Origin of the sequence: Herminiimonas sp. (assembly GCF_030645555.1) — a bacterium.
GTDB lineage: Bacteria > Pseudomonadota > Gammaproteobacteria > Burkholderiales > Burkholderiaceae_D > Oxalicibacterium.
The window spans coordinates 1-15,882 of record NZ_JAUSME010000102.1 but is presented as its reverse complement, the minus strand read 5'-3'; the positions used below and the strand labels follow the sequence as shown (position 1 = coordinate 15,882).

The following is a 15,882-nucleotide window of genomic DNA, read 5'->3' as shown; positions in this document are numbered from 1 at the left end:
ACTATCATTTGCGCCAGTTCCTGCGACAGATCCAGCACCGCTGCCGCCAGGGCTTCGTATTCCGGCGTATCGATCGCCGTGACTTCCAGCGCCGCAGTGCCTGTTGCAATCACGATGAAGGAATCGTTGGTCGAGGTATCGCCATCGATAGTGATGCAGTTGAACGAGCGATCCGCCACCTGCTTGACCATGTGCTCTAGCACCGGCTGCGCGACTTTGGCATCGGTTGCCATGAAGCCCAGCATGGTCGCCATGTTCGGCTTGATCATGCCGGCGCCCTTGCTGATGCCGGTCAGCGTAATCGTCTGGCCATTGATCTGGACCTGGCGCGATGCCGCTTTCGGCTGCGTATCGGTAGTCATGATCGCCAATGCAGCGTTGTGCCAATTATCAGCTTGCAAATTGGCGATCGCTTGCGGCAATCCAGCCACGAGCCTGTCTACCGGCAAGGGCTCCAGGATCACGCCGGTGGAAAACGGCAGTATTTGCGCTGCATCGCACCCTAACAACGTCGCCAATGCGGCACAGGTTTGATGCGCATGCGCCAGGCCGCTTTCGCCGGTACCGGCATTCGCATTGCCGGTATTGATCACCAGTGCGCGTATCGGTGCGCCTGCGTGCAAGCCAGCCAGATGCTCCTTGCAGACTTGCACCGGTGCCGCGCAAAAACGGTTTTTCGTGAATACGCCGGCCACCGTGGCAGTCGGCGCCAGCTTCATCACCAGTACATCCTTACGGTTGGCCTTGCGTATGCCGGCTTCAGCATGGCCGAGTTCGATGCCGGCTACCGCGGTCAGGTTTTCAGGGATGGGCAGAGGGAGATTGACGGCCATGGCAATTCTTCTATGTAAGGTTGGAAAACAGATCGATATTGTAAACGTATAGGCTGTGATGCAGACGCAAAGCCGCGCATGGACAGCTGCAGATGGGGCACGCAAGCAAAAGGGCGGGTGAGATATAAACCCACCCGCCCTTTACTTTTCAACGCTGGAGTTCGACTTTAAGCCAGACGACCATGACACTGCTTGTATTTCTTGCCGCTGCCGCAAGGGCATGGATCGTTGCGGCCGACTTTCGGCACTGCATGGCTTTGCGGCTGAGTCGACTCGCTGGCGAGTGCAGTCGGTGCCAGCAATTCTTCCGGCGCCGCATCTGCATCGAAATCAGCATGCTGGTAATGCACGTTTTCCACATGCGGCTGTGACAACTGCGCTTCTGCCGCATCGATTTCTTCGCGCGATTGTATGCGCACCGTCATCACGATCTTGACGACTTCATCCTTGATCAGGTTCAGCATCTGGCCAAACAGCTCGAATGCTTCACGCTTGTATTCCTGTTTCGGATTCTTTTGTGCGTAGCCGCGCAGATGTATGCCCTGACGCAGATGGTCCAGCGCAGCAAGGTGCTCGCGCCAATGCGAATCCACCGCCTGCAACATCACGCCGCGCTCGAAGCCGGCGAATGATTCCTTGCCGACGACATTGATCTTCTCGGCATATGCCTCGTCGGTTACGGTCAGCAAACGTTCGAGCAATTCCTCGTCCGTCACGTTCGGCTCGGCTTCCAGCACCTCAGCCAGCGAGAACTCGACTTGCCACTCACTACGCAAGACCTCGTCCAGCGCTTTCAAATCCCATTGCTCTTCCATCGATTGCTCGGGCACGTAAGTGCGGAACAGATCGGTGAATACGCCCTGGCGCAAGGAAGTAATCAGTTCGGATACATCCTGGGTTTCAAGCAATTCATTGCGCTGCTGATAGATGACCTTGCGCTGATCGTTGGCGACGTCATCGTATTCGAGCAATTGCTTGCGTATGTCGAAGTTGCGCGCTTCCACCTTGCGTTGCGCCGATTCTATCGAGCGTGAGACTATGCCCGCTTCGATAGGCTCGCCTTCCGGCATTTTCAGGCGGTCCATGATCGCGCGCACGCGGTCGCCGGCAAAAATGCGCAGCAAAGCGTCGTCCAGCGACAGATAGAAACGTGATGAACCAGGATCACCCTGGCGTCCGGAACGGCCACGCAACTGGTTGTCGACGCGACGCGATTCGTGACGCTCGGTGCCTATGATGTGCAAGCCGCCAGCAGCAACCACGTGGTCGTGCAGCGACTGCCATTCGTCACGCAGTTTCTGCGCCTGCGCCGCCTTGTCGGCATCGCTCAAGTCAGGATTGGCTTCGATGATCTGCACTTGCTTGGCGACATTGCCGCCCAACACGATATCGGTACCGCGACCGGCCATATTGGTGGCAATCGTGATTGCCTTCGGACGGCCAGCCTGCGCAATGATTTCCGCTTCACGCGCATGCTGCTTGGCGTTCAACACGCTGTGCGGCAACTTGGCCTTGGTCAAAATGCCGGACAGCATTTCGGAATTTTCAATCGACGTGGTGCCGACCAGTACCGGCTGGCCACGTTCGTAGCAATCCTGTATGTCCTTCAGCATCGCGCCGTATTTTTCTTCCGACGACTTGTAGACTTGATCCTGACGGTCCTTGCGCTGGTTCGGACGGTTTTGCGGAATCACCACGGTTTCGAGGCCGTAGATTTCCTGGAATTCGTAAGCTTCGGTGTCCGCCGTACCGGTCATGCCGGACAGCTTGCCGTACATGCGGAAATAATTCTGGAACGTGATCGATGCCAGCGTCTGGTTCTCGTTCTGGATCCGTACATGCTCCTTGGCTTCGACAGCCTGGTGCAAGCCATCGGACCAGCGGCGACCTGTCATCAGGCGACCGGTAAATTCATCGACGATCACCACTTCATCGTTCTGCACCACGTAGTGCTGATCCTTGTGATACAGCGTGTGCGCGCGCAGCGCAGCGTACAAATGATGGATCAGCGAAATGTTGGCCGCGTCATACAGCGAGGCGCCTTCCGGCAGCAAGCCCATGCTGGTCAGTATCTGCTCGGCTTTTTCATGGCCGGCTTCGGTCAGCAATACTTGATGGGATTTCTCATCCTTGGTGTAATCGCCAGGGACTTCAACCGTACCTTTGCCATCCGGCGTTTCTTCGCCGATCTGCAGACTCAGCAACGGCGGCAATTCATTGATCTTGTGATACAGCTCGGTATGATTTTCAGCCTGCCCTGAAATGATCAGCGGCGTACGCGCTTCATCGATCAGGATCGAATCGACTTCATCGACGACGGCAAAATGCAAATCGCGCTGCACGCGATCGGCGATGTCGTAGACCATGTTGTCGCGCAGGTAATCGAAGCCGAATTCGTTATTGGTGCCGTAGGTGATGTCGGCGTTATAGGCGATCTGCTTGGCATCGTGATCGATCTGCGACATGTTGACGCCGGTGCTCAATCCCAGCCAGCCGTACAGGGTGCCCATCCATTCGGCATCGCGCTGCGCCAGATAATCATTGACGGTCACGACGTGCACGCCTTTGCCCACCAGTGCATTCAGGTAAGTCGGCAGCGTGGCCATCAGGGTTTTGCCTTCGCCCGTACCCATCTCCGCGATTTTTCCGTAATGCAGCGCCATGCCGCCGATCAGCTGCACATCGAAGTGACGCATCTTCAAGACGCGCTTGCTGGCTTCGCGACAGACGGCGAAGGCTTCCGGCAGGATGTCATCGATTTTTTCGCCATTCGCAAGACGCGCCTTGAATTCCGGCGTCTTGCCCTGCAGCGCTTCATCTGATAATTGTTCCAGCGCCGGTTCGAGGGCATTGATGTCGCGAACGGTTTTCTGGTATTGCTTGAGTAAGCGCTGGTTGCGGCTACCGAAAATCTGGGTCAGTAATGACATGCTTGGATTCTAAAAAAGGCGCCTTGAAACAATCCGATACAGCTGGCGTCATCCACATGGAAAACGTCGAATTGGGCTTGGGCTAAAGTGTGGATTTTATCATGTGCTTCCCGGCATATAGGGCTTATCAGTCAGGAAACAATAGCTAGTTGTTGAAAGCCGTGCTGATCCGCCCCATTCAGGCCCGATTTTGCGCGGTGATCCAGGAAAATTCCCCTGCGCCGTAGCCGCGACAGCCTATTTGGCCGCCAGCACACGGGCCTTGGCTTGATTCGCGCCAGCCACCAGGAATTTGTGCGGATCCTGCGCTATCCCCTTGACGCGCACCTCGAAGTGCAGATGCGGTCCGGTGGAGCGGCCGGTGGTGCCGATATCGGCAATATGCTGGCCGCGTCGCACGATATCGCCGACCTGCATCAGCAAGCGTGAAGTATGCGCATAGCGGGTGATGATGTCGTTGCCATGATCGATTTCCATCATGTTGCCGTATTGCGGATGAAATTCCGCTACCGTCACGACGCCTCCGGCCGCGGCGACGATAGGCGTGCCGACCGGCGAGGCGAAATCGATGCCTTCATGCATGGCGCTGCGGCCCGAGAATGGATCCAGCCGCCGACCGAAGGTCGACGCGTTATAGCTGACGTTGACAGGCTGTATCGTCGGCAAAAGCTTGGATTTGATCTTGTCGCTCATCAGTGTCGACTCGACGACATTCATGTAATCGGCGCGACGCTCGAGATCATGCGACATCGCATCGAGCAAAGCCTTGAACTCGGACATCGTCAAATCGCGGCTGCTGGTGCCATCCATCGGGTCTGCGCCACCGCGTCCGGGCAATTCACGGAAGTTGAACTCGGTCGGCTTGACGCCAGCCAAACCCTGCACCCGCTCGCCCAATGCATCGAGGCGCATCAATTGCGCCTGCATCTCGCCGAGTCGGCGCGCCATCAAGGCGAGGTTTTCTTTCAGGAATTTTTCTTTTTGCGTTTCATCGCCTTGCGAGGCGACCACCATCAGGTTGCGAAACGGGGATGGCATGATTGCCGCGTTATTGAATACGAGGTAAAAAAGAAGGGAGGCCAGCAACAGCGCCGTCACGACGAAACCGACGATACCCAGGATCAGATGCCTGTGCGTCAGCGTGATCGATTTCGCATGGGTAAAGCGAGGGTGCAACAAAATAATCTGCATCGCGACTCCCTGTTCTCGCCGGTCGATGGCGAGGTGTGATAAGGTTTCATGACGATGCGACCATCCTCATTTATCCCCTTCAAGCAAAGCACCACTTCCCAAAAAAATGCGAAGGGTGCTGCGGAATTTTTACGCTCCCACGACAAGATGGCTGCGCTGCTACCGTCCATCAATCGCATGGCCGCACTGCAAAAAGATTGTGCGGCAGCCCTCCCTGCCATGTTTATACATTGCGCTGTCTTGCAGTTCGAGGCGGACCAGCTGGTCCTGTCCATACCGAATGCTGCGCTGGCTGCGAGGCTGAAGCAGCAATTGCCGAAATTGCAAGACGAATTGCTGCAGCGGGGATGGCAGGTTAATTCAATCCGCCTTAAAGTGCAAGTCAGCAAAACGCTTGTAAAATCAACAGCTTCCACGCCATTGGTGCTGCCCAGCCAGGCACTTTCAGCCTTCGCCGAACTCAGCACCACGCTCGAAGACTCGCCGCGCAACCAGGCATTGAAGGCGGCCGTCGCACTGATGATGCAGCGTCATCGCCGCGCGGAATGAATGTGCCGCAGGGCTGAACGTAGCAATCGCTGACGCAGCGGCCGGCTGAATCAGCTCAGCGCCCACTCCAGCTCGACCTGCCGCACATAGTCCCTGGGTGCGGATTCCACCTTGTCAAACGTGACAATTTCATACGCATCGGGTTGCTCCAGCAAGGCACGCACCAAAAGGTTGTTCAGCATGTGGCCCGATTTGTGCGCGTCGTAACTGGCAATCAAGGGATGGCCGACCAGGTACAGGTCGCCTATCGCATCCAGTATCTTGTGCCGCACGAATTCATTGTCATAACGCAGGCCATCGGTATTGAGGATGCGGTACTCATCCATCACGATTGCGTTTTCCAGCGAGCCGCCGCGGATCAAGCCGAGACCGCGCAGGGTTTCCATATCCTGCATGAAGCCGAAGGTACGCGCGCGCGCGATATCCTTTACATACGATTCAAGGCTGAAATCGATTTCCGCAGTCTGGCCAGTGCCATCGACGGCAGGATGGTTGAACTCGATGAAGAACTTGAGCTTGAAGCCTTCATAAGGTTCAAGGCGCGCCCAGATTTCACGCTCGCCGCTGCCGTGGCGCACTTCCACCGTCTTCTTGATGCGTATGAATTTTTTGGCAGCTTCCTGTTCGTGCAAGCCGGCTTGCTGCAGCAGGAATACAAATGACGATGCAGAACCATCCATGATCGGCACTTCTTCCGCCGTCAGATCGACATAGAGGTTGTCTATCCCGAGACCTGCGCAGGCCGACATCAGGTGCTCGACCGTGGAAACCTTGGCGCCGTCTTTCTGCAGCGTAGACGCCATGCGCGTATCGCCAACCATTGTCGCCTGCGCGGGAAGCTCCACCACGGGATCGAGATCGACGCGGTAAAAGACTATCCCGGTATCGGCGGGAGCGGGACGCAGCGTCAATTCCACCTTGGTACCGGAATGCAGGCCTACGCCTACCGACTTGACTGTTTGTTTGATGGTGCGTTGTTTAAGCATCGTACGATTATAGCAATCAAAACCTGAAACACGCTCTGGACCGCGCCGCATATTGCACTTAAAACAACAGCTATGAAGAGCTGGTTGCGCGGCATAAACGGCAGCATCGATGCGCTTGTGAAAAATGAAAAACGGCGCACATGGCGCCGTTTTTCATCGAACTGGCAAAACAGGCACTCTTAAATTTGTTCCAGCAGTTTTTCTGCTGTCGACACTTCCAGATGGCCGCTGTCTTCTACATTCAATTGCTTGACGACGCCGTCTTCAACCAGCATCGAGTAACGTTGCGAACGCACGCCCAGGCCGCCCTTGGTCAAATCGAATTCCAGACCGAGTGCCTTGGTGAAGGTACCGCTGCCGTCAGCGATGAAACGTACCTTGCCGACTGCTTTTTGATCGCGGCCCCATGCGCCCATAACGAATGGATCGTTAACCGAGATGCACCAGATTTCATCCACGCCCTTGGCTTTGAATTGATCAGCCAGTTTGATATAGGCTGGCGCGTGCTCTGCGGAGCAGGTAGGCGTAAATGCGCCCGGTACTGCGAAGATTGCGATTTTCTTGCCTTTGGTGGCTTCGTGCACCATGACTTTTGCCGGGCCGACTGAACAGCCTTCGGTAGCTACATCTATGTATTCTGCGAGCCGCGCTTCTGGCAGCTGGTCACCAATTTTGATCGTCATTGTGAATTCCTTTGATTAGTTTTGATTGGAAAACGCCGCGCACGTGGCGCGGCGTAAGAGCCGAAGTATGCCTTGTTCTGCCGGTTCTTGCAGATGGGCGGACAATCCCAGTCCATCCACCTGCGTGCGAGCGGCAAAACCCGGGACAAGGATCAGTCAGCCTGCTTGCGCAAAAAGGCCGGGATGTCGTAGGTTTCCATGCCGTTCTTTTCCAGCGCGCGCACCGTATCGGATGCCGATTCGCGACGCCATACTGCCGGCGCCTTCAAACCGTCGAACGATGGCGACGCCTGCGCGCTGCCTTGCAGCATGCCGGTATTGGCCATCATCGGTTCATTGTGGGTGCCGGTACGCAACATCGGTGTTTGCACCAGTTGCACGCCTTTACGCGCACGACCCAGGCCGGTCGCGACCACGGTCACGCGTATATCGTCGCCCATTTCGTCGTCGTATGCGATACCTTGCGCGATCGAGGCATCGGGTGCAGCGAAAGCGCGCACGGTGGCCATGACTTCCTTGATTTCCTTGCCCTTGAGGCCACGGCTGGCGGTCACATTGACCAGCACGCCGCGCGCGCCGGACAAATCGATACCATCGAGCAAAGGCGAAGCAACTGCCTGCTCGGCTGCGATGCGGGCGCGATCAACGCCATGCGCGGTTGCAGTTCCCATCATCGCCTTGCCTTGTTCGCCCATGATCGTCTTGACGTCATTGAAGTCGACGTTGATATGGCCAGGCACATTGATGATTTCCGCAATACCGGCCACGGCATTGTTGAGCACGTCATCGGCATGTTGCAGCCATTCGATCATGCTGTCGTCCTCATAGATCTCTTCGAGTTTTTCATTCAGGATGATGATCAGTGAATCGACGTGCTGGCCCAGCGCTTCCAGACCTTCGTCTGCGATGTCCATGCATTTCTTGCCTTCGTACGAGAATGGCTTGGAAACCACCGCTACCGTCAACGCACCTTGTTCACGCGCGATTTGCGCAATGATAGGTGCGGCGCCGGTACCGGTGCCGCCGCCCATGCCGGCTGCGATGAAGACCATGTGTGCGCCGCGCAATGCATCTTCGATACGCGGACGCGTTTCTTCTGCCAGCTGACGGCCCACTGCCGGCTTCATCCCTGCACCCAGACCGGTTTCACCGATTTGAATGACGTTATGTGCCTTCGACAGTTGCAATGCTTGCGCATCGGTATTGGCGACGATGAATTCGACGCCGGAGACGCCCCGGTTGATCATGTGTTGTACAGCGTTGCCACCAGCACCACCAACGCCAACCACTTTGATCACGGTTCCCTGTGCCACATTTTCGAGCATATCGATTTCCATGATATTTCCTTAAAGAAGTTGCAGTTTCCAGTGGCTAGGCCTCACGCGATGTGACGACTAGCAACTGCCAACTGCGGGTTAAGACAAAATTAAATTAAAAAAACAAAATCAAATACAAATTCAAAATCAAGCAAGCTTAAAAATTACCCAAAAACCATTCCTTCATGCGACGCAAAATTGCCGTCCCCGATCCATCCTGGCGCGCGACGATATTTCCACGCAAATACTGCTTTTTCGCTTCAAGCAACAAACCCAACACGGTTGCATACCGCGGACTACGCACCACATCTGCCAACTGACCGTTGTATTCGGGCGTACCCAAACGCGCAGGCTTCAAGAAAATATCTTCTGCCAGCTCCACCATGCCGGGCATCATCGACGTACCGCCGGTCAGCACGATGCCGGACGACAGCACTTCTTCGTAACCTGATTCGCGCACGACCTGATGCACCAGCGAAAACAGTTCTTCGATACGCGGCTCGATCACCGCCGCCAGCGACTGGCGCGACAGGGTGCGCGTGCCGCGATCGCCGAGGCCCGGCACTTCCAGCGTTTCGCCCGGATCGGCCAGCACCTGCTTGGCCATGCCGTAACGCAGCTTGATTTCTTCCGCTTCCGCCGTCGGCGTACGCACTGCCATCGCGATATCGTTGGTGATCTGGTCGCCGGCTATCGGGATCACGGCGGTGTGGCGTATCGCACCTTCAGTGAAGATCGCCACGTCCGTCGTGCCGCCGCCGATATCGATCAGCACCACGCCAAGTTCCTTTTCATCGGCCGTCAGCACTGCATCGGCAGACGCCATCGGTTGCAGGATCAGGTCCGATACTTCAAGGCCGCAACGGCGTATGCATTTGACGATGTTCTGTACGGCAGACACGGCGCCGGTGACGATGTGCACTTTCACCTCGAGTCGGATGCCGCTCATGCCGATTGGTTCGCGCACATCTTCCTGATTGTCGACAATAAATTCCTGCGGCACCGTATGCAGCAATTGCTGGTCGGTCGGGATGTTGACGGCCTTGGCCGTTTCGATCACGCGCGCCACGTCCGCCGCGGTAACTTCCTTGTCCTTGATCGCAACCATGCCGCTGGAATTGAAGCTGCGGATGTGATTGCCGGCGATGCCGGTATACACATTGCGTATCTTGCAATCGGCCATCAACTCGGCTTCTTCCAGCGCGCGCTGTATGGATTCAACGGTTGCCTCGATATTGACGACCACCCCTTTTTTCAAGCCCCTGGATTCGTGCTGGCCCAGACCGATCACTTCATGTCGACCGTTCGGCAATACTTCTGCCACCACGGCGACTACTTTGGAGGTGCCGATGTCGAGACCGACGATCAGGTTTTTTGCGTCTTTTGTCATATTTTCCCGCTTACTTTTTTGTACTCTCTGATCCGATGTGCAGACCCTGCGCCTTCAGGGCCAGACCATTCGGATAACGCATATCCACACTTTCTATCCTGTCCTGCAAGCGTGCGACCAGCTGCGGATAAATTCCCACCAGCCGTTCCACACGTTCCTTCAAGGTCGCACTGCTTTTCTCCCTGCCCAATTCCACTGTCACGCCGTTACTCAACTTGACTGTCCACGCATAGCGCCCCGACAGATACAACCCTTCTGCACTCACATTCATCGGCGCAAACCATGCATTCAAATCAGCCAGCCGGGCGACCACTTCCTTTTCACTGCCTAACGGGCCGTTGAACGCCAGCAGTTCGGCATCTTCTTCGGCTTCAGCCAGATTGACCGTGAACACATCGCCCTTGGTCGACAACAGGCGTCCGTCTTCACCCCAGGTGCCGAGCGGCGCATGTTCTTCCAGCGTGACTGTCAGCTGGTTCGGCCATTCACGCCGCACGGTAGCCTTGCGCACCCACGGCACCGATTCGAAGGCCTGGCGCACCACATCCAGATTCGCAGTAAAAAAATTTCCCTTGATGCGCGACAGGGCCGCACTGCGCACCGTGAGCGGATTGATGTGGCGCAACTGCATCTGTTCCGCGCCTTCGATCCGGATCACTTTCAACGTAAAGTAAGGCCGCTGCGCCACCCACCACAGGCAGGCAGAAATCAGCGCGAGTGCAACCAGCCCGAACAAGGCGTTGGCAGTTGCATTCAGCATTTTGATGTCTTGCCACATGGTGTTATCAATCAGCCTTGCTGTGTTGCGACGGTTTCAATTCAAGTTTTGCCAAACGCAAAATCTCGACACACAAATCTTCATAGCCGGTACCGGCAACCTTGGCCGACATCGGCACCAGCGAATGGCTGGTCATGCCGGGCGAAGTATTGATCTCCAGCAGAAACGGTTCATGGTCCGATTCACGCACCATGAAATCGACGCGCGACCAGCCGGTGCAACCCACTGCCTTGAATGCACTGACAGCCAGCGCCTGTATGCGCCTGGTAAATTCTTCATCCAGCGGCGCCGGGCACAGGTACTGGGTATCGTTGCTGAAATACTTGTGCTGGTAATCGTAATTGCCTTGCGGTGCGCGTATCTCGACGATGGGCAAGGCACGCACATTGCGGCCGCTGCCTATCACCGGCACCGTCAGCTCACGGCCCTTGACGAACTGCTCGACCAGCACCACGTCGTCATACTTTGCGCACAGATCGAAACCGGCCTGCATGCCATTCGCATCTTCCACCTTGGCGATGCCTATCGTCGATCCTTCGTGCGGCGCCTTCAGCATCAGCGGCAGGCCGAATTCCCTAGCGACCGATTGCAACTGATCCGCACTCGTCTGCCCTGCATCCAGCACGGCAAATTTCGGTGTCGGCACGCCTGCACTCAGGCAGATGCGCTTGGTCATTACCTTGTCCATCGCGATCGACGATGCCATTACACCGGGACCAGTGTATGGAATGCGCAATTGCTCCAGCGCGCCCTGCAAGGTGCCGTCTTCACCATAGCTGCCGTGCAACGCGATGAATACGCGGTCGAATTTTTCTGCTGCCAGTTCAGCCAGGCTGCGCTCGGCCGGATCAAACGGATGCGCGTCTATGCCCTTGCCCTGCAGCGCAGCCAGCACGCCCTGGCCCGACATCAGCGAGACTTCACGCTCGGCAGAACGACCGCCGAACAGCACGCCGACCTTGCCGAATTCCTGTTTTAAATTCTGTGTAGTCATGTCTGGGGTTGCACTCACAATTGCATTAACTTTGCCGGCACGCCGCTGATCGAGCCGGCGCCCATCGTAATCAAAACATCGCCATCCTTGATGACGTTCAATATGGTCGCAGGCATATCGGCGATCAGCTCGACAAACACCGGATCGACCTTGCCGGCCACGCGCAAGGCATGCGCCAGCGTGCGGCCATCGGCAGCGACGATAGGCGGCTCGCCGGCGGCATACACTTCAGCCAGCAACAGCATGTCGGTCGTCGACAGCACCTTGACGAAATCCTCGAACAGATCGCGCGTACGCGTATAGCGATGCGGCTGGAATGCCAGCACCAGGCGGCGTCCCGGATAGGCGCCGCGCGCCGCCGCTATCGTCGCCGCGGTTTCCACCGGGTGATGACCATAATCGTCCACCAGAGCAAACGTGCCGGCAGGCTGGCCGTTGACATCCGGGATGTTTATTTCGCCGTAGCGCGTGAAGCGCCGGCCGACACCATTGAATTCCGTCAGCGCTTTTTGCGTCGCCTTGTCGTCGACACCGAGTTCTCGCGCAATCGCAATCGCGGCACAGGCGTTTTGTACGTTGTGCATGCCGGGCTGGTTCAGGCTCACATTCATGGGCGCGTAGCCCTCCTGAATTACCGTGAACTGCATCAGACCATCGACTGCTTTCGCATCAATCGCGCGCACTTCAGCTTCTTCATGAAAACCATAAGTCGTGATCAGCTTGGAAATGCGCGGCATGATGGAACGTACATTCGCATCGTCTAGACACAAGACGGCCACGCCGTAAAACGGCAGGCGCTGCGTGAATTCGACGAAAGCCTGCTTGAGTTTTTCGAAATCGTGCTCATACGTTTCCATATGATCGGCATCGATATTCGTGATGACTTCTATCACCGGCGACAGATTCAGGAACGAGGCATCCGATTCATCGGCTTCAGCCACGATGAATTCGCCGGTGCCGAGCTTGGCATTGGCGCCTGCGCTATTCAACAAACCGCCAATCACGAAAGTCGGATCCAGGCCGCCCTCAGCCAGTATGCTGGCCACCAGGCTGGTCGTCGTGGTTTTGCCATGTGTGCCGGCAATCGCGATGCCACGCTTCAGGCGCATCAACTCGGCCAGCATGACGGCGCGCGGCACGATAGGAATATGTTTTTCCCGCGCCGCCATCACTTCCGGATTGTCTTCCTTGACGGCAGTCGAGGTGACGATCGCATCGGCTTTTTCTATATTCTCGGCGGCATGGCCGAGCGTGACTTTTGCGCCCAGCTTGCTCAGCCGTTTTGTTGCTGCATTACTGCCCAGATCGGAGCCCGAAATCACATAGCCGAGGTTCAGCAACACTTCGGCGATGCCGCTCATGCCGCTGCCGCCTATGCCTACGAAATGGATATTTTTGACTTTATGTTTCATGTTCTTTACTCGCTGGCGGCGCGGCATGCGCCCAAATTGACAAGCGCCACGTGACCACGCGGCTTGCCGCCTATGCCTGCGCAATAGATATTTTTGACTTTATGTTTCATACGATCTTCACTAACTTTTCAAGTACATCGGCGATAGCAGCATTCGCATCGCGGCGGCCGTTTGCATACGCTGCCTCAGCCATCTTTGTGCATTTCTCGCGCGTCATGTCTTGCAGCAGATCCGCCAGACGCTGCGCGCTTAATTCGCTTTGCGGCATATGTATCGCTGCCTGTTTTTGTTCCATCCAGCGCGCGTTGTCGCGCTGATGCGTGGTCGTCGATACCAGCAAGGGCACCAGCACACTGGCCACGCCAGCCGCCGTCAATTCAGAAACCGTAATCGCACCGGCACGGCATATCACCAGATCGGCATCCGCATAGCGACGCGGCATGTCATTGATAAAATCAACCACTTCAGCATCCACATTTGCATGCGCATAATTGCTGCGCAATGCATCTATATTCTTTTTGCCCGATTGGTGCGTGACAACCGGTCTGTGTGCAGCAGGAATCAAGGCCAGTGCTGCCGGCAAGACCTCGTTCAAGGCTTGCGCACCGAGACTGCCGCCAACGACCAATATTTTCAGCGCGCCGCTGTGCTGCGCGTAGCGCTGCGCCGGCGGCGTCAATGCGCTGATTTCCTGGCGCACCGGATTGCCTGTCACCAGGGCTTTGCCGGCAGCGCTGCCGAAATCTGCCGGGAAACCGAACAGCACGCGCTCTGCTATCGGCGTCAATGCCTTGTTCGACAGCAGCAATGCCGCATCTGCATTCAGCAATACCAGCGGCACGCTGCGCAACCTTGCCATCCAGCCGCCCGGCACTGTCACGTAACCACCCATGCCCAGCACGATGCCGGGATTGCGACGCCTCAATATCGAATAGCAAGTAGAAAAACTGGCCAGCAAACGCAACACGCCGCTCACGCTATGACGCCAGCCCTTGCCGCGCAACCCGGCAAACGAAATCGTATCCATCGCGATGCCGGCCTTCGGCACCAGGTCGCGCTCCATCCCATGCTCGGTACCCAGCCAGCTCACTTGCCAGCCGCGGGCCTGCATCGTTTGTGCAATCGCCAGACCCGGGAAGATGTGACCGCCAGTGCCGGCCGCCATGATCAGCAGCTTTTTCATATGCGGCCGCCTCTCATCAACACTCTGTTCTCGTAATCAATGCGCAACAGAATCGCCAGACCTACGCAATTGATCAATACGCCCGAGCCGCCATAACTCATCAGCGGCAGGGTCAAGCCCTTGGTTGGCAGCAAGCCGAGATTGACGCCCATATTGATGAAGGCTTGCACGCCTATCCATATTCCGATGCCTTTGGCCACCAGGCCGGCAAAGGTCAAATCGATCGCAATCGCCTGACGGCCGATTTCAAATGCGCGCTTGATAATCCAGTAAAACAGGGTCACCACCACCAGCACGCCGACGAATCCGAGCTCTTCGCCTATCACCGCCAGCAGGAAATCGGTATGCGCTTCCGGCAGGTAGTGGAGTTTCTCGACGCTGCCGCCCAGCCCGACGCCGAATATTTCCCCGCGTCCGAACGCGATCAGCGAATGCGAAAGCTGGTAGGCCTTGCCCAGTGCATTTTCTTCCTGCCACGGATTGAGATAGGCGAAGATGCGTTCTCGCCGCCATGGAGAGAGCACGATCACCATGGTGAATATGCCGACCAGGGTAGCGCCGATGCCGCCGAACCAGATGCCGTTGATCCCGCCCAGGAACAGGATGCCCATGGCAATGCAGACGATCACGCCGAATGCGCCGAGGTCCGGCTCCAGCAGCAGCAGCAAGCCGACGAAGCCGATTGCGGCAGTCATCGGCATGAAGCCTTTGGTCAGCTTGTGCATGAACTGCTGCTTGCGCACGGTGTAGTCAGCGGCATACAGCACGACGAACAGCTTCATCAGCTCCGAGGGCTGCACATTCATGAATTTGAACGACAGCCAGCGGCGGGCACCGTTGACGCCCTTGCCCACGCCCGGGACCAGCACCAGCACCAGCAGGACCAGGGTCAGGACGATCAGATAGGGCGCCATCTTTTGCCAGGTCTTGACCGGGATCCGGAACGCCACCAGGCTGGCGAACAGGGCCACAACGATGAAGATTGCCTGGCGCATCAGGAAATGGGTGCTCTTGTAGCCTGCGTATTTCGGCGAATCCGGCAGCGCGATCGACGCCGAATAGACCATCACCATGCCGAACAGCATCAGCAACACGGTGACCCAGACCAGGGGCTGGTCATATTCCATCATGCGCGAGCGCTGGGACTGGACGTGCACCTGGCCGGGGATCCCGGCGCCTGGCAGCAATGCGGAAAGGAATTTCATCCGGTCACCTCCCCGCGCGACAAGCCGAGTTCCCGCACTGCGTCGACGAACACTTCCGCCCGGTGCAGGTAGCTGCGGAACATGTCATAGCTGGCGCAGGCCGGCGACATCAGCACGGCGTCTCCCGGCTGGGCCAGGGATGCCGCCTTGTCGACTGCCTCTTCCAGGCTCTGGCAGGAATGCACCGGAACGCCCGAGCCATCCAGCGCCGCGCCAATGGCCGGGCCATCGCGTCCGATCAGCACGACGTCGCGCACGTAACGTGCAACGGGCTCGCGCAGCGGAGAAAAATCCTGGCCTTTGCCATCGCCGCCGGCGATCAGGACCAGGCGGCCGCCGGACATGGAGCCCATGCCGTTCAGCGCAGCCGCGGTCGCGCCGACATTGGTGCCCTTGCTGTCGTCGTAGTAGCCGACGCTGCCGATGGTCGCC

The 15,882-nt window shown here is 57.1% G+C and carries 14 protein-coding genes; 1 reads left to right on the top strand and 13 read right to left on the bottom strand.

The window, feature by feature from the left end; genetic code table 11:
* From Q7T06_RS04190 to Q7T06_RS04180, 3 genes are all read right to left on the bottom strand, one after another.
* Positions 1–833, bottom strand: an 833-nt coding sequence (locus Q7T06_RS04190; protein WP_304780683.1) for a bifunctional ornithine acetyltransferase/N-acetylglutamate synthase, incomplete at its 3' end; no start/stop codon positions are given.
* 167 nt (positions 834–1,000) lie between these two features.
* Positions 1,001–3,763 (bottom strand): preprotein translocase subunit SecA, encoded by a 2,763-nt coding sequence (secA, locus tag Q7T06_RS04185; protein WP_304780680.1) that lies wholly within the window; start codon positions 3,761–3,763, stop codon positions 1,001–1,003.
* Positions 3,764–4,000: 237 nt separating this feature from the next.
* Positions 4,001–4,954 (bottom strand): M23 family metallopeptidase, encoded by a 954-nt coding sequence (locus Q7T06_RS04180; RefSeq protein ID WP_304780677.1) that lies wholly within the window; start codon positions 4,952–4,954, stop codon positions 4,001–4,003.
* A gap of 48 nt (positions 4,955–5,002) precedes the next feature.
* Here Q7T06_RS04180 and Q7T06_RS04175 point away from each other — a divergent pair, with 48 nt between their 5' ends.
* The gene (locus Q7T06_RS04175; protein ID WP_304780674.1) at positions 5,003–5,503 is read left to right on the top strand and encodes a DciA family protein; all 501 of its coding nucleotides are present in this window, start codon (positions 5,003–5,005) and stop codon (positions 5,501–5,503) included.
* A gap of 50 nt (positions 5,504–5,553) precedes the next feature.
* Here Q7T06_RS04175 and lpxC read toward each other — a convergent pair whose 3' ends face one another.
* The 10 genes from lpxC to Q7T06_RS04125 form a co-directional block, all read right to left on the bottom strand.
* On the bottom strand, positions 5,554–6,489 hold the full coding sequence (lpxC, locus tag Q7T06_RS04170; RefSeq protein WP_304780671.1) for a UDP-3-O-acyl-N-acetylglucosamine deacetylase: 936 nt from the start codon (positions 6,487–6,489) through the stop codon (positions 5,554–5,556).
* Positions 6,490–6,668: 179 nt separating this feature from the next.
* The gene (locus Q7T06_RS04165) at positions 6,669–7,172 is read right to left on the bottom strand and encodes a peroxiredoxin (RefSeq protein WP_304780667.1); all 504 of its coding nucleotides are present in this window, start codon (positions 7,170–7,172) and stop codon (positions 6,669–6,671) included.
* 152 nt (positions 7,173–7,324) lie between these two features.
* A complete protein-coding gene (ftsZ, locus tag Q7T06_RS04160; RefSeq protein ID WP_304780663.1) occupies positions 7,325–8,509 on the bottom strand; it encodes a cell division protein FtsZ in 1,185 nt (394 codons plus the stop codon).
* 136 nt (positions 8,510–8,645) lie between these two features.
* Positions 8,646–9,878, bottom strand: a complete 1,233-nt coding sequence (ftsA, locus tag Q7T06_RS04155) for a cell division protein FtsA (RefSeq protein ID WP_304780660.1) — start codon at positions 9,876–9,878, stop codon at positions 8,646–8,648.
* A gap of 10 nt (positions 9,879–9,888) precedes the next feature.
* Positions 9,889–10,656 carry a cell division protein FtsQ/DivIB gene (locus tag Q7T06_RS04150; protein WP_304780657.1) on the bottom strand — a complete coding sequence of 256 codons (768 nt, stop codon included), beginning with the start codon at positions 10,654–10,656 and terminating at the stop codon, positions 9,889–9,891.
* A 7-nt stretch (positions 10,657–10,663) separates the two neighbouring features.
* Positions 10,664–11,650: a D-alanine--D-alanine ligase gene (locus Q7T06_RS04145; protein WP_304780654.1), complete on the bottom strand. Its 987-nt coding sequence runs from the start codon at positions 11,648–11,650 to the stop codon at positions 10,664–10,666.
* A gap of 14 nt (positions 11,651–11,664) precedes the next feature.
* Positions 11,665–13,062: a UDP-N-acetylmuramate--L-alanine ligase gene (gene murC, locus Q7T06_RS04140; protein WP_304780651.1), complete on the bottom strand. Its 1,398-nt coding sequence runs from the start codon at positions 13,060–13,062 to the stop codon at positions 11,665–11,667.
* Between the two features lie 106 nt (positions 13,063–13,168).
* Positions 13,169–14,245: an undecaprenyldiphospho-muramoylpentapeptide beta-N-acetylglucosaminyltransferase gene (gene murG / locus Q7T06_RS04135; protein WP_304780648.1), complete on the bottom strand. Its 1,077-nt coding sequence runs from the start codon at positions 14,243–14,245 to the stop codon at positions 13,169–13,171.
* Positions 14,242–15,450, bottom strand: a complete 1,209-nt coding sequence (ftsW, locus tag Q7T06_RS04130) for a putative lipid II flippase FtsW (protein ID WP_370652339.1) — start codon at positions 15,448–15,450, stop codon at positions 14,242–14,244. Before ftsW ends, murG begins: the two co-directional genes overlap by 4 nt.
* Positions 15,447–15,882 (bottom strand): glutamate ligase domain-containing protein (locus Q7T06_RS04125; protein WP_304780645.1); only part of this gene is annotated, 436 nt, incomplete at its 5' end. The genes ftsW and Q7T06_RS04125, both read right to left, overlap by 4 nt.

What these genes read in the sequence shown, in the direction of transcription:
- secA (WP_304780680.1), bottom strand. Translation starts at nt 3,763, where the DNA reads ATGTCATTACTGACCCAGATTTTCGGTAGCCGCAACCAGCGCTTACTC.
- Q7T06_RS04180 (WP_304780677.1), bottom strand. Translation starts at nt 4,954, where the DNA reads ATGCAGATTATTTTGTTGCACCCTCGCTTTACCCATGCGAAATCGATC.
- Q7T06_RS04175 (WP_304780674.1), top strand. Translation starts at nt 5,003, where the DNA reads ATGACGATGCGACCATCCTCATTTATCCCCTTCAAGCAAAGCACCACT.
- lpxC (WP_304780671.1), bottom strand. Translation starts at nt 6,489, where the DNA reads ATGCTTAAACAACGCACCATCAAACAAACAGTCAAGTCGGTAGGCGTA.
- Q7T06_RS04165 (WP_304780667.1), bottom strand. Translation starts at nt 7,172, where the DNA reads ATGACGATCAAAATTGGTGACCAGCTGCCAGAAGCGCGGCTCGCAGAA.
- ftsZ (WP_304780663.1), bottom strand. Translation starts at nt 8,509, where the DNA reads ATGGAAATCGATATGCTCGAAAATGTGGCACAGGGAACCGTGATCAAA.
- ftsA (WP_304780660.1), bottom strand. Translation starts at nt 9,878, where the DNA reads ATGACAAAAGACGCAAAAAACCTGATCGTCGGTCTCGACATCGGCACC.
- Q7T06_RS04150 (WP_304780657.1), bottom strand. Translation starts at nt 10,656, where the DNA reads ATGTGGCAAGACATCAAAATGCTGAATGCAACTGCCAACGCCTTGTTC.
- Q7T06_RS04145 (WP_304780654.1), bottom strand. Translation starts at nt 11,650, where the DNA reads ATGACTACACAGAATTTAAAACAGGAATTCGGCAAGGTCGGCGTGCTG.
- murC (WP_304780651.1), bottom strand. Translation starts at nt 13,062, where the DNA reads ATGAAACATAAAGTCAAAAATATCCATTTCGTAGGCATAGGCGGCAGC.
- murG (WP_304780648.1), bottom strand. Translation starts at nt 14,245, where the DNA reads ATGAAAAAGCTGCTGATCATGGCGGCCGGCACTGGCGGTCACATCTTC.
- ftsW (WP_370652339.1), bottom strand. Translation starts at nt 15,450, where the DNA reads ATGAAATTCCTTTCCGCATTGCTGCCAGGCGCCGGGATCCCCGGCCAG.